This is a genomic window from Burkholderia sp. IMCC1007 (assembly GCF_027257875.1).
GTDB lineage: Bacteria > Pseudomonadota > Gammaproteobacteria > Burkholderiales > Burkholderiaceae > Burkholderia.
Map to the genome: position 1 here is coordinate 15,514 of NZ_JAPVQY010000062.1, position 14,327 is coordinate 29,840.

The 14,327-nt window shown below is 58.8% G+C and carries 6 protein-coding genes; 5 read left to right on the plus strand and 1 reads right to left on the minus strand.

Going from position 1 to position 14,327, the window contains the following annotated elements; all coding sequences use genetic code 11:
• Positions 1-12: 12 nt before the first annotated feature.
• From O1Q03_RS33570 to brxL, 5 genes are all read left to right on the plus strand, one after another.
• On the plus strand, positions 13-3,414 hold the full coding sequence (locus O1Q03_RS33570; protein ID WP_269509110.1) for a DNA methyltransferase: 3,402 nt from the start codon (positions 13-15) through the stop codon (positions 3,412-3,414).
• Entirely contained in the window at positions 3,414-5,141 is a 1,728-nt protein-coding gene (locus O1Q03_RS33575) for an ATP-dependent nuclease (RefSeq protein ID WP_269509112.1), read from the plus strand. Before O1Q03_RS33570 ends, O1Q03_RS33575 begins: the two co-directional genes overlap by 1 nt.
• A complete protein-coding gene (locus O1Q03_RS33580; protein ID WP_269509114.1) occupies positions 5,141-7,054 on the plus strand; it encodes an ATP-dependent helicase in 1,914 nt (637 codons plus the stop codon). Before O1Q03_RS33575 ends, O1Q03_RS33580 begins: the two co-directional genes overlap by 1 nt.
• A 72-nt stretch (positions 7,055-7,126) precedes the next feature.
• Positions 7,127-9,487, plus strand: a complete 2,361-nt coding sequence (pglZ, locus tag O1Q03_RS33585) for a BREX-1 system phosphatase PglZ type B (protein WP_269509116.1) — start codon at positions 7,127-7,129, stop codon at positions 9,485-9,487.
• Between the two features lie 2 nt (positions 9,488-9,489).
• Complete coding sequence (gene brxL / locus O1Q03_RS33590; protein WP_269509118.1) at positions 9,490-11,535, plus strand: protease Lon-related BREX system protein BrxL; 2,046 nt, start codon at positions 9,490-9,492, stop codon at positions 11,533-11,535.
• 192 nt (positions 11,536-11,727) lie between these two features.
• Here brxL and gyrB read toward each other — a convergent pair whose 3' ends face one another.
• On the minus strand, positions 11,728-14,202 hold the full coding sequence (gene gyrB / locus O1Q03_RS33595; protein ID WP_269509120.1) for a DNA topoisomerase (ATP-hydrolyzing) subunit B: 2,475 nt from the start codon (positions 14,200-14,202) through the stop codon (positions 11,728-11,730).
• Positions 14,203-14,327 lie beyond the last annotated feature (125 nt).

The following is a 14,327-nucleotide window of genomic DNA, read 5'->3' on the forward strand; positions in this document are numbered from 1 at the left end:
GACATCAAGGTCATGTCGACACATAACATCAACAATCAACCGTTGCCTAAACCGCTACGTATTCAGCTGGAAAGCACCGTCAAGGCAGCCAGGGAAGTAGCGGAAAAAGGTGCAAGCGCTGCGCTCGCCCAGATGGCCGTTGCGGAAGCCAAGGCGCCTGACTATTTGACCGACGAGTCCAAGGCTCTGCGCCGACGCCTGCGTGCTCACGGCCGTGCGCTGGGCGATGTAAAGGCCAGCGACGATAACCAAGGTGTCCAACACCTGGTGTGGGAGGTGGCCTATGAGCACTGGCATCGCATGTTGTTTGCTCGCTTTCTCGCAGAAAATGGCTTGCTTTTATGGGAGCCAGGTGCTGCGGTGTCGCTTGATGATTGTGAAGCGCTGACGCAGGAGACTGACCCAGCGATGAATCTGGGCGCCAAGACCAGGTGGGAACTGGCGGGCAAGCTGGCCGCTCGTATGCTGCCACAGGTATTCAAGCCCCATAGCCCCGTGTTCGAGTTGGCTTTCGCGCCTGAACACCAGCGCGAGATGGAGCGCCTGCTGGCCGCATTGCCCAGCGAGGTATTCACGGCAAGCGACAGCCTGGGCTGGGTCTACCAGTTCTGGCAGGCAAAACGCAAGGACGAGGTGAATGCCGCGGAAGTGAAAATTGGCGCCGACGAGTTGCCCGCTGTCACGCAGCTCTTCACGGAGCCGTACATGGTGGACTTCTTGCTCCACAATTCGCTGGGAGCGTGGTGGGTGACCCGCCACCCAGGAAAAACTTGCCCGGTGCCGCTGACCTACCTCCGTGTGGATGAAAGCGGCACACCCGCCGCGGGCAAGTTCGAAGACTGGCCCGACCACTTGGAAGACTTCAAGCTCCTAGACCCCTGTTGCGGCTCGGGCCACTTCCTCGTGGCGGCCTTCCTGATGCTGGTACCTATGCGTATGGCAGCCGAACGTCTGAGCGCGGTGGACGCGGTGGATGCCGTGCTAGCCCGCAATCTGCATGGATTAGAACTTGACGCTCGCTGTGTGGAAATCGCGGTCTTTGCCTTGGCCCTCGCAGCCTGGCGCTTTCCGGACGAGAACGGTGACCCGTTGGGGGTTCGTGCCGATATGCCAGCACCACAGGTGGCATGCTGTGGTCTGAAAGTAGCGGCAAAGCCCGAAGACTGGATGGCGCTTGTTCCAGACGAAGCGTCCAACGCTGCATACCTACGGCAAGAATTGCGACTACTACATGCTAGCTTTGCCCAGGCGCCGTTGCTTGGTAGTCTGCTGGACCCCGCGCGTAGCCTAAAAAACGACCTGGCGACAACAAGCTTCGACACCTTGCGTGAGCTGCTGGAACGCGCCTTGGCCACCGAGCGTTCGGCCCCATTATGGGGACCAGCCAGCGAGCTGGAAGACGACGCGTGGGACCAGGCCCTCACCGCCCGCGGCCTGTTGGATGCGGCTCGGCTATTGGATGAACGGTACCAGCTTGTTGTCACCAACGTCCCTTACCTGTCCAACAGGAAGCAGGTACAGGCTTTGAGAGATTATTGTGAGACTCACTTCGCGGATGCCAAGAATGATATTGCCAACGTGCTTCTCGAACGTTGCTTGGAGCTTGCGGCTGACCAAGGTGGCGTGGCGCAAATTGTAATGCCTCAGAATTGGCTGTTTCTGACCAGCTACAAAGCGCAACGGGCCCGGCTCCTCAACACGAAGCAGTGGAATCTCTTGGCAAGGTTGGGCGAGGGTGGCTTCGATAGCCCCCAAGCAGCGGGAGCCTTCATCATTTTGATTACCTTGACGAATGGCGTCCCTCCCGAAACTGCAACCCTGACTGGGCTTGAAGTTGGCGAATATAGAACACTTGGCGAGAAGGCCGAGCATTTGAGGTCTGGTCGCATTTTGCGTGTTAGCCAATCGGGCCAAGTCCAAAACCCAGACTGTCGCATTGCTTTCGAGGAAAGCTCTGGCTTGGCACTGCTCGAAAACTACGTCGATTCTTATGTTGGGCAATTGACGGGAGATGGGTTCAGGTTCGTGCTCGAATTCTTCGAACTCCCAATTCAGGGAGAGGGCTGGGAGCGTTTTTCGACTACGGTTGATGAAATTATCCCGTTTGGGGGCTGCTCCCAATTGATACTGTGGGAAGACGGCAGGGGGAGATTGGCAAACTATCGCGAGGAGCTGGCCAAGTACTCATACTCGTCCGGTGCTTGGAAGCAGGGGTGGCAAGCTTGGGGCCGTTGGGGCGTTAGGGTTTCCCAAATGCGGTCGCTTCCGGTAACACTACACTCCGGTGGCCATTTCGATAATAATTGTGCAGTCCTCGTACCAAAGAACGACCATGATTTGCCTGCAATTTGGGCATTTTGTAGTTCTCCGTACTTTAATGAGGCGGTCAGGCGCATCGACCAGAAGGTCAACGTTACAAATGCCACACTTGCAAAAGTTCCTTTCGACGCGGAGCAGTGGCGTCGCATAGCTACGGAGTCTTTCCCGGAAGGTTTGCCCAAACCCTATTCGGATGACCCTACTCAATGGTTGTTCCACGGCCACCCGCAGCCCGCTATCGACCCACTGCAGGTGGCAGTCGCCCGGCTCGTAGGCTATCGCTGGCCGGCCGAGACAGATGGGTCGATAGAACTGGCGGACGACGCGCATACATGGATTGCCCGCTGCGAAGAGCTGGCCGAACACACCGACGACGATGGCATTGTCTGTCTGCCCTCGGTACGTGGAGAGACGCCCGCGCACGAACGCCTGATAAACCTGCTGATTGCCTCGTGGGAGACGGTGCAGCCCGGTAGCTGGAAGCCTGCGGTGCTCGACAAGCTGCTTACCGACGCCGACTGCGCAGGCAAGGGCCTAGACGTCTGGCTGCGTGATAAATTCTTCGAGCAACATACCAAGCGCTTTCAGCACCGCCCTTTCATCTGGCATGTATGGGACGGCCTGAAGGACGGCTTTGCCGCGCTAGTGAACTACCACCGGCTCGACGCTAAGAATTTGGAGCGTCTCATCCACACCTACCTGGGAGATTGGATTCGCCAACAGGAGGCCAGCGTGCGCGATGGCGTGGACGGTGCCCAGACGCGCCTGGCCGCTGCCCAAGACTTGAAGCGGCGCTTGGAGCTCATCCTCGAAGGCGAGCGACCCTACGACATTTTCGTGCGCTGGAAGAAGCTCTCCGAGCAGCCCATTGGCTGGAACCCCGACCTCAACGACGGCGTGCGCCTGAACATTCGTCCTTTTATGACTGCCGAGGTCCTGCGCCACAACAAGAAGCCCAAGCTCAACATTTCGTGGGAAAAGGACCGCGGGAAGGACGTAGAAAGTGCACCGTGGTACCCGGTGTTCAAGGGTGAGCGCATTAATGACCATCATTTGACGGTGGCGGAGAAGAAAGCCGCTATCGGGGAGAAGTGATGCTGCTCACCAGCCTGAAGATTGAACACTACCGGGGCATCAAGGCACTTGAGCTTTCGCTGGGTCCGACGACTGTTCTCGTGGGCGAGAACAACTGTGGCAAGACCACCGTGCTTCATGCCTTGCGTGCGTGCCTGTCTGCGCTGCGGTCCTCCGGACGTACTTCACCGTTCGAGGAGTTCGACCTGCATTTCGATAGCCGGGCTGCAGACCCCACCACCGCACCGCCTATTGTTATCACGCTGACTTTCGAAGAAGCGCAAGCAGGTGAGTGGCCAGACGAAGTCGAGCAGCGGCTCGGCGGGGATGGCGGGGTGATAGTTCTTGTGCCACCTGATGACCGAAGTCGTGTCCAACTGCGTGTCAGCGCCCAGTACTCTCCAGTCACCCAGGAAATCGAGACCACATTTGAGTTCCTCGACGCCGTTGGAAACCCGTTGCCAGCGAAGAGTCGCGGTCGCCTGACAGGCTTGCAGCAGCTTCGGCCTTTGTTCTACCTCTCGGCTTTGCGTGACGCTGGCAAGGAGTTTTCTCGTACGTCGCAGTTTTGGTCCCCCTTCGTCAAGAACTCGCAGATTGATGAGGCGACGAAGACTGCCATCGAGACGCAGCTTGAGGACATCAACGCACAAATCATCGAAGCTCATGGAACGTTCAAAGGCGTCCGCGACCATCTGGCTAAGGTGCAAGAGCTGGTGGCTCTCGGTGGACAAGACGTCGTCAGTGTCGATGCAGTTCCTGCACGGGTGTTTGATATGCTGAACCGCACCCAAGTGAGCATTGCGTCGGCTACAGGCGCGCGATTACCCATTGGGCGTCATGGAGAAGGTACCCAGAGCCTGACCGTTCTGATGCTGTTCGATGCCTTCCTCAAATCAGAGCTGGCCAGAAAGCAAGGCGTCAAGGAATCGAAGCCCATCGTCGCGCTGGAGGAACCAGAAGCCCATCTGCACCCGAACGCCGTCAGGGCCCTCTGGAAGACCATTCAAGACATCGACGGCCAGAAACTGATTGCTACGCACTCAGGCGACCTCCTGTCGGAGGTGGACCTGACGGCAATTCGGAGAATCTACAAGTCGCGGGGACTAGTGAAGGTTGGTGCCATCGCTCCGGGAGCACTGGACCCGCGTGACCAAAGGAAGTTCGATTTCCTGGTTCGCCGCACCCGTGGCGAGTTGTTCTTCGCCCGTTGCTGGTTGCTTGGAGAAGGCGAAACCGAAGCCATCCTGTTCTCCGGTGTGGCTCAGGTGCTCGGCCTAGACCTCGAGCAGGCTGGCGTCAGATGTGTTGAGTACCGCTTGGGCGACATCGATTACTTCCTGGATGCGGCCAATGCCTTGGGAATTTCGTGGCATTGCTTGACCGATGCCGACGCCCAGGGTGCCAGCGACGCGAAGAAGGCAGATGACCGGATTCCCGAGACTCCCAAGCGGCCGTGGCGATACATTTCGGTTCTTGCCGGTGCAGCTTCCATCGAGCCTTATTTGGCCGCGAATGGGTTCCTGGATGTTTATGAGGCCATCGCAGTACCTGCGAAGAAGGCGGCGAAGCTGACTGTTGCACCGGGCGACCCAGCGTACGCTGACCAAATCATCAAATGCATCCCTGACAAACCGAGTGCCGCATACGCTGTAGTCGAGGCGATGCGCCAGCGTGGCGCTCCATCGGTGCCCAAGGCACTGCGAAGCGCCGTCATAAAGGCGATTGCTCTCGCCGGGAGGTCGTGATGGACTACTTGAAGAAGCTCAATGCCAGCCAGCTCACCGCCGCTCAGTGGGATTCGGGGCCTTTGTTGGTCCTGGCAGGCCCGGGTTCAGGAAAGACAGCGACGTTGACCGCCCGAGTCGCACGTCTCGTTGAGCAGAGCCAAGACGACTCATTTCGGATTCTGTGTTTGACGTTTACCAGGAAAGCTGCCGCAGAAATGCGCGAGCGCCTGCTGACGCTCGTCCCAAATGCGAAGGACCGGGTTTTGTTGACCACATTTCACTCGTTTGCTACCGACATCTTGCGGCAGCATGGTAGCCACTTTGGATTGAGCCCCGACTTCGAGATTCTTGAGGAGTCTGAGCGTGTCGGGCTTCTAAGGTCGGTGCTGGCAGAGAGGTCGGATGAACTCACCAAATTCGTTTCGGCAGACAAGGCGTTGACTGCCATCGACTTTCTTCTCCGGAACGTGACCCCTGACGCCCAAGTGCCATCCTTGCTGAAGGATACAGAGGCGGGCCAGCAGCTTCAAACGCTGTTCGTTCGCTACAAAGAGTTGCTAAAGCAACAGAATTGCTTGGACTACGGGTCCATCTTGTATTTCTGCGAGGAGTTGCTTCGCGAACGGCCTCGCATTAGCAAGCAGCTTCGGACGGTGTATCGGTTCGTCTGTGTGGACGAGTTTCAGGACACAAATGCAGCACAGTACCGGGTACTTCGGGTCTTGGTTCCCGACAGGGACGCCAACGTCTTCATCGTCGGCGACGACGACCAGACCATATATCAGTGGAACGGTGCGAGTCCGGCCCGTGTGAAGGAGCTCGAGCAGCACTACAACTTGACCACCATTCAGCTTCCGGAAAACTACAGGTGCCCCCCAGAAGTGGTGGCGCTCGCGAATGCACTTATCGTCCACAACGGTGAGCGGTCGCTGGACAAAAAACCGTTGCTCTCGATGAAGGTTGGCTCTGGCACAAACCCTATCCAGCTTCTGTCGTTTGAAGACGACCAAAAGGAGGCAGAGGGTATTGCTGAATGCGTGGCTGCTCGGCTGAAGAACGGCGCACGTCCTTCCGATATTGTTGTCTTGGCACGCGCAACCAAGCTTTTGGAGCGGGTCCAAAGGGCGCTCGGCGCGCTGTCAGTGCCGAGCCATGTCCAACGACGGAAGTCCCAGTTCGAGAGTGCGCCGATGCGGTTCGTAATGTCGGCGCTGAAATTGGCGTTGGTACGGTCCGACGACGAGTTGGCTTCGATGGTAACCAAGGCTCTGTCCGACTGCGTGGAGCAAGACTCCAGTGAAGAGGACCTCGCCAGGTTTTCCGCCGCACTCAACGGGGACCAATTGGAGGCGCTTGGCGCGCTAGTAGCTGACAGTCCCGCTGTGGCTAAAGAGCTTCAAGACGCTGTCTCGGTGCTGGTTCAGGGGCGATATGCCGAATTCATCCAAGAGACTCTGGCGTACTTCGACGCCGTCGAAAGGGCTGGCCGAGACGGAGGAGACGAGCAGTACGCTGAGTACACAACCGAGCGAAACGTTTGGCAAAACATCATTCGTGAAATTGGCGGCGAGGATGAAGCTTACTCTCTGTCATTGGGACAGTTCCTCCAAGAGATTGCGCTGGCGAACAAGACCCCAGAGGCACCCTCAAACGCGGTACGTTGCCTGACTATTCACAGCTCAAAAGGACTGGAGTTTCTGCATGTTTACCTGGTCGGTATGTCCGAAGACCAGTTGCCGTCCTTCCAAAGCAAGAAATCGGGAGATGATAGTCGGGAGATGCAGGAAGAGCGCCGCAACTGCTTTGTTGCCATTACTCGAACGATAGAAACGCTGACCATGAGTTACGGTGAAAGGTACAACGGATGGCGCAAGGCACCGTCTCGGTTTCTTTTTGAGATGGGCCTGTTGGAGTCAGGGGGCGAAGTTTGAGAGAACAAGACTCACTGAACTGGACTCCTTCAGGGAGCAAGCAACGTAAGCCCGGTCTGCACGGTGTTTAAGATGGCTGCAACGCGACAACAACCTTCATCTACTGTCCAACTCGGCACTGCGCTGGCATCTGCGCTGCAGGCTGTGGCTAAGGGTAACTCTCTCACGGCCACACCTGCTGCAGCGGTTCTTTGGCCGGACAAGGATGGGCAGTGGCTGGCCGCCTTGCCGGACCTTAAGAGGCTGATGCCCAGCCTGTGCACGCTCGGTGCCTATGACCCTGCCAAGCGGACCGGCCCCTCGGTTTGGCTTAAGTGCGCCATTGCCGGTCTGATTCCTGAGGTTCAGTTCGACAGTGTGCCCGTGGCCTATCTGCCCGGCGTTAGCCGTGCGGAACTGCGTGCCATTGAAAGCTGCCCGCGTGACCTGCAGCCGCTCGCTGAACTGCAGTATCGTGGCGTGTTCTGGAGTCAGGCCAACGCCAAGGACTGGACTCTGAGTGCCTTTCTTGCCTCGAAGAACGGCGGCCTGGGATTGGATGTGGCACAAGACAAGGCTACTCAGGAGGCATTGCGGCAAGCGCTGCAGGCTGGCGTACTGCTGGAATGTAGCTTGGACGACCTCAAGGGGCGCGCCATCAATGCGGAGTGGTTGTTGGGCCTGCTGGCACCCAACCCCACCCGAGACCTGCTGCAGTGGATGAACGAGCCGGAGGCGACCCGCAAGCAGTGGGGCGATGTGTTATGGGAAGTGTTTGCGAAACGCTGCAAAGCAGACTACGGCTTTGACCCGGTAGCGGACGGCGCATTAGTGGCAGCAGAGCGACTGGCGAGGCGCGAAGGTAAATGGGCTGCGGCTTTTGTGCTCTATAGCGATTCTTTCGGCAGCTTCCCGAACGTCTTTAATCTGCTAGCCAAGTTGCAGACACCACAGATGGGGCTGTTCCCGGAACATGCTCATCTGTCTGGCTATCCCCAGGCCAATGAGCAAGAAGAGTTCGCTTTGCGCAGTGCCTTGTCATCATGCGCCTCCATGGACGCATCTGTGGCTCGTGCCGCTGTGTTAGACGCTGAGCAGGAACACGGCCATCGCCGGGATTGGCTGTGGGCGCGAATGGGGAGGTCGCCTTTGGTCGCTGCACTTCAGCACCTAGCGGATGTTGCCAGTCGAAGCGCCACCGCCCCCATCGGGCAAACACCGGCCGAACTTGCACAGAGCTACCAGGAGACGGGCTGGCCGGTAGACCATGCCGCGCTACAGGCGCTGGCATGCGTCCATACCAAGAGTGACCTGGGAGCAGTCGGCGCTGCGCTTCGAGCTATGTATCTTCCGTGGATGGAGGAGGCTGCGCGCAGACTACAGGAAGCGGCAAAGGCGTCAGGTGGCCTGCCGCCGATGCAGTCTACCCAGACTACGGACATAAACGCCGGGACGTGCGCCATCTTTGTGGACGGTTTGCGATACGACGTGGCGGTACAACTGCAACAGCGCCTTTCGGTTTTAGGCTCTGCCAGCCTTTCGGCCCGCTGGACGAGCTTGCCTTCAGTTACGGCTTCCGGGAAAGCGTGGTGCTCGCCTGTGGCCGCTTACATTACCGGCACTGCCGAGGATGTCGAGTTTGAGCCTCGCGTTTCAGCAGATGAAAGGCCTCTTTCTTCGTCCAATCTCCGAAAATTATTGTCGGAACATGGTGTGCAGCCGCTATCCCAGCATGAAACCGGAGACCCCCAGGGGCGAGCTTGGACTGAAGCCGGAGACCTTGACCACTACGGACATGAGCACGGTGTGCGTCTCGCGCGGGACCTGGATACGCAGTTAAGCCAAGTGGTTGAGCGGGTCAGTGAGCTACGTGACGCCGGCTGGAAGCGGATTCGCATCGTTACAGACCACGGCTGGCTTCTGATGCCCGGTGGGTTGCCCAAGTCCGATTTGCCGAAGCACCAGGTCGAGACACGTTGGGGGCGTTGTGCGGTCCTGAAAGACAGTGCGCACGCCACTCCGCTGACCTTTGGCTGGGATTGGTGCAAGGACGTGCAAGTTGCGTACGCACCGGGAATTTCGAGTTTTACCGCCGGCGTTGAGTACACCCACGGTGGCATCAGTCTGCAGGAATGTCTGGTTCCCTTGATAGAGCTGGACTTTGCGAGTGTCGCTGGGACGACGGGTTCTGTGACGATTCAGTCGGTGACGTGGAAAGGGCTGCGGTGCACCGTCATCGTGGAAGGGGCGTCAGCAGGCCACCGTGTCGATATTCGTACCAAGGCTGCACTGGCGTCCAGTTCGTTGGCTGCTAGCGTCAAATCGCTGGAAGGTGGCAAGGCTAGTATTGCAGTTGCCGATGACGAGCATATGGGCTCGGTGGCGCTCGTGGTGGTGCTAGGTGCCGACGATGAAGTGCTTCAGAAACAGGCCACTACAGTAGGAGAGCAATAGTTATGCAACTCGACGAATTGGACCGTAAGGCCACAACGGCCTTCGAAGGCTATGTCGTGCGGAAGGATTTGGTTCGCACCTTTAGCCGCCAGTTCCCGGTGCCCACCTACGTTGTGGAGTTCCTCCTGGGCAGGTACTGCGCAACAACCGATGAAGCCGAGATTCAGGAGGGACTTGACATCGTGCAGCGGCAGTTGGCTTCGCGTACGGTCAAAGCGGGTGAAGAGGAACTGTTTAAAGCTCGCGCGCGCGAGTCCGGCTCCGTGAAAATCATCGACATCATCACTGCCCGCCTTGATTCGAAGACCGACTCGTACGTTGCTAGTTTACCCAGCCTGCGTCTGAACGACGTCCGCTTGACGCCCGAGATGGTGAAGGACAATGAGCGCATGTTGACCGGCGGCTTCTACGCCGAAGTCACGCTAGGCTACGATGCGTCAATTGCTCAGGAAAAAGGCGGCCGACCCTTCGGTGTGGACGCACTGCGCGCGATTCAACTCTCGAAGCGCGAAGTACTGGACGTGCTGGCCAAGGGGCGCGAGAGCTTTTCGACGGCCGAGTGGCGTGACCTGCTGCTTCGCAGCGTTGGCTTTGAACCGGTGACCTTGCCCGAGCGTGCCAAGGATGCACTGCTGTTGCGCATGGTGCCCTTCGTCGAGCGCAACTACAACCTGGTTGAGTTGGGTCCGCGTGGCACCGGCAAGTCGCACCTGTTCCAGCAAGTCTCGCCCTACGCGCACCTGATTTCTGGTGGCAAGGCGACAGTAGCGCGCATGTTCGTCAACAACGCCAATGGTCAACGTGGCCTGGTGTGTCAGTACGACGTGGTTTGCTTCGACGAGGTGTCTGGCGTTTCTTTCGACCAGAAGGACGGAGTGAACATCATGAAGGGCTACATGGAGAGCGGTGAGTTCTCGCGCGGCAAGGAGAGCATCCGTGCCGACGGCTCCATTGTGCTAGTGGGTAACTTCGATGTCGACGTCGAACACCAGCAGCGTGTCGGCCATCTGTTTGGCCCGCTGCCTCCTGAGATGCGGAACGACACTGCCTTTATGGACCGCATTCACTGCTTCCTGCCGGGCTGGGATGTGCCCAAGCTGAACCCGAACCTGTTCACCGAACACTTCGGCTTGGTGAGCGACTTCCTGTCCGAGTGCTTCACGCAGTTGCGCAACCAAAGCCGTGTCTCGACGCTGCAAGGTCGCATCTATTGGGGCGGCGCTTTGTCCGGCCGCGACCTGAACGGCGTCAACAAGACTGTCAGCGGCCTGCTCAAGCTGCTCTACCCGAACGCTGAAACGCCGGTTAGTGACGAAGACATGGAATGGGCCGTGCGGTTGGCCCTGGAGGTGCGCCGCCGCGTGAAGGAACAGCAGAAGCGCATCGGCGCGGCCGAGTTCCGTAACACTCATTTCAGCTACACCATGGGCGCCGAAGGTGTCGAAAAGTTTGTGAGTACGCCCGAACTGCAAAGCCAAGGCGGTATTGGCGATGAGCCGCTGGAGTGCGGACAGATTTGGACGCTGAGCCCCGGCGGTCAGGACGAGCACCCGGGACTGTTCCGCCTTGAGGTTACCGAGGGACCGGGTAGCGGCGTGAGAGTGCTTAACAATCCGGTGCCCGGTGCCTTCAAGGAATCGATTCGCTGCGCCGAGCAGAATCTCTATGCGAGGTCGCAGCAACTGGTGGGGGACCGAGACCCGCGGTCACACGAATTTTCTGTGCAGTTACGAGGATTCGATGCCGCCAAGTCCGGGGCCAAGACTAGCGTGGGCGCACTCATCGCGCTGGCTAGTGCGCTGTTGAAGAGGTCGGTTCGCGGTGGTCTGGTAGTGGTGGGCGAAGTGACCTTGGGCGGCACCGTCGAACCCATCCACAACGCAGTTACCCTAGCGGAGATAGCCGTGGAGAAAAGTGCTAAGTCGTTGCTCTTACCAGTGTCGTGCCGGCGCCAATTGTTTGACCTGTCGGACGAGATGGCAACCAAGTTGGATGTTGAGTTTTATCAGGACGGAAGGGACGCATTGTTGAAGGCGCTTGCCGAATAACGGCCTCACCCGCAATAAATATCACCCCTATAGAAAAATGGGTCTGTAAGTATCTCGACTTACAGACCCGGCGGTCTCTGTACAGAGCTCTCTATGCCACCAAATATCAGCGGCTATTGAAAAGCGAAATCCATAAATTTCTCAGTTTATGCGTCCGTTTTTCTCAGGATATGCGTCCGTCTACAGGCAGTATTAGACATCAATATTCCCGGCCCGCAACGCATTGCTCTCAATAAACGCCCGCCGCGGCTCCACATCATCCCCCATGAGGGTAGTAAAGATCCCATCCGCCGCAATCGCGTCTTCGATCTGCACACGCAGCAGACGCCGCACTGCCGGATCCATCGTCGTTTCCCACAGCTGCTCGGGGTTCATCTCCCCCAGCCCCTTATAGCGTTGCTTCGACACGTTCCGCTCAGCATCCGCCAGCAACCACTTCATCGCGCTCTTGAAGTCCGTGACGGCCATACTGCGCTCCCCGCGCTTGATGACTGCACCTTCCCCAATAAGCCCCTTGAACGTATTCGCGGTGGTCACGAGCTGCTGATAATCCGCCGTGTGCTGGAATTCCTGATCGATGACGGAAACCCGCACGTTGCCGTGATGCGTGCGCTCGACATGCAGCGACCGCTGTTCGCGAACCGGGTCATACGAAGGCACCACACGCACTTCGTTCTTCAGCGCCTCATCATGCAACGCAGCGTGCAGCGCCTTAGCCGAAGCCTCGGTCGACTCCTCGTTGGAGAGATCAATCACCACGCCGTCCATAACGGCTTCCAGCGCAGCCGGGTCATACAACCGGCTCAACCGCTCGATCACGCTCTTCGATAGCAGATACGACCGCGCCAGCTCCCCAAGCGCATCGCCAGAAATCGCCGCCGCGTTCTCACCCGGCACCAGCTCCGACCCTTGCAGCGCCAACCGCAGCATATGCGCGTTGAGCTCCACATCATCCTTCAGATACCGCTCGTCCTTACCCGCCTTGATCTTGTAAAGCGGCGGCTGCGCGATATACACGTACCCGCGCTCGATCATGTCCGGCATCTGGCGATACAGGAACGTGAGCAGCAGCGTCCGGATGTGCGCACCGTCGACGTCCGCGTCGGTCATGATGATGATGCGGTGATAGCGGAGCTTGTCGAGGTTGTAGTCTTCCTTGCCGATGCCGCAGCCGAGCGCGGTCACGAGCGTGACGATCTGCTCCGACGACAGCAGCTTGTCGTAGCGTGCCTTCTCGACGTTCAGCACCTTGCCGCGCAGCGGCAGGATCGCCTGGAACTTGCGATCACGCCCTTGCTTGGCCGACCCACCTGCCGAGTCACCCTCGACGATGTAGATTTCGCACTTCGCCGGGTCTTTCTCCTGGCAGTCCGCGAGCTTGCCCGGCAGACCAACGCCATCGAGCACGCCCTTGCGGCGCGTCATCTCGCGCGCCTTCCGCGCAGCATCACGCGCCCGAGCAGCCTCAACGATCTTCCCGCAAATGATCTTCGCGTCGATCGGTGTTTCGAGCAGGAACTCTTCCAGCGCCTTCGCCACAACCTCCTCAACCGGCGCACGAACCTCGGACGACACCAGCTTGTCCTTCGTCTGCGAGCTGAACTTCGGCTCCGGCACCTTCACGGACAGCACGCACGACAGCCCTTCGCGCATGTCGTCGCCGGTCGTCTCGACCTTCGCCTTCTTCGCGATTTCGTTGTCGGTGATGTACTTGTTGATGACGCGCGTCATCGCGGCCCGCAGGCCGGTCAGGTGCGTGCCGCCATCACGTTGCGGAATGTTGTTCGTGAAGCACAGCACGTTTTCGTTGTAGCTGTCGTTCCACTGCATCGCGACTTCCACGCCCACGCCGTCCTTCTCGCCGTTGGCGAAGAAAATCGTCGGGTGCAGGTTGGTCTTCGTCTTGTTGATGTACTCGACGAAGCCCTTCACACCGCCGGCGAACGCGAAATCGTCTTCCTTGCCCGAGCGCAGGTCGGTCAGACGGATCCGCACGCCGTTGTTCAGGAACGAAAGCTCGCGCATCCGCTTCGCGAGGATGTCGTAGTGATATTCGACCGTGCCGAAAATGGTCGGATCGGCCATGAAGTGCACTTCGGTGCCGCGGTTCTCGGTGTCGCCGGTGACGAGCATCGGCGACACTTCCACGCCGTCCACCTGCTCGAGCACACGATCCTGCGCGATGCCGCGATGGAACTCCATGAAATGCTTCTTGCCGTTGCGGCGCACGGTGAGGCGCAGCCAGCTCGACAGCGCGTTCACGCACGACACGCCCACGCCGTGCAGGCCGCCGGACACCTTGTAGCTGTTCTGGTCGAACTTGCCGCCGGCGTGCAGCTCGGTCATCACGATCTCGGCGGCGCTGCGCTTCGGCTCGTGCTTGTCGTTCATCTTCACGTCGGTCGGAATCCCGCGGCCGTTGTCGGTCACGGAAATCGAGTTGTCGGCGTGAATCGTCACGTGGATGTCGTTGCAGTACCCGGCCAACGCTTCGTCGATCGAGTTGTCGAGCACCTCGAACACGAGGTGGTGCAGACCGGTGCCGTCCGACGTGTCGCCGATGTACATCCCGGGGCGCTTGCGCACCGCTTCCAGACCTTCGAGGATCTGGATCGACGAAGCGCCGTAGCTGCTGTTATCGGGTTGCGAATTGTGCTGTTCACTCATGGATATCTTCCGGTTCTGCGAGGCCACTCTAGTGGCGGCGCGGTGCGTTTCAGCGAGAGAAATCGCCGGGCCGCTCCAGTTTCCTGGCCCGCCCAAAGCGCCGAAAAGGCACCAAAGGGGCGGGT

Coding starts and splice junctions, on each gene's coding strand:
- O1Q03_RS33570 (WP_269509110.1), top strand. CDS start 13: ATGTCGACACATAACATCAACAATCAACCGTTGCCTAAACCGCTACGT.
- O1Q03_RS33580 (WP_269509114.1), top strand. CDS start 5,141: ATGGACTACTTGAAGAAGCTCAATGCCAGCCAGCTCACCGCCGCTCAG.
- gyrB (WP_269509120.1), bottom strand. CDS start 14,202: ATGAGTGAACAGCACAATTCGCAACCCGATAACAGCAGCTACGGCGCT.
- pglZ (WP_269509116.1), top strand. CDS start 7,127: ATGGCTGCAACGCGACAACAACCTTCATCTACTGTCCAACTCGGCACT.
- O1Q03_RS33575 (WP_269509112.1), top strand. CDS start 3,414: ATGCTGCTCACCAGCCTGAAGATTGAACACTACCGGGGCATCAAGGCA.
- brxL (WP_269509118.1), top strand. CDS start 9,490: ATGCAACTCGACGAATTGGACCGTAAGGCCACAACGGCCTTCGAAGGC.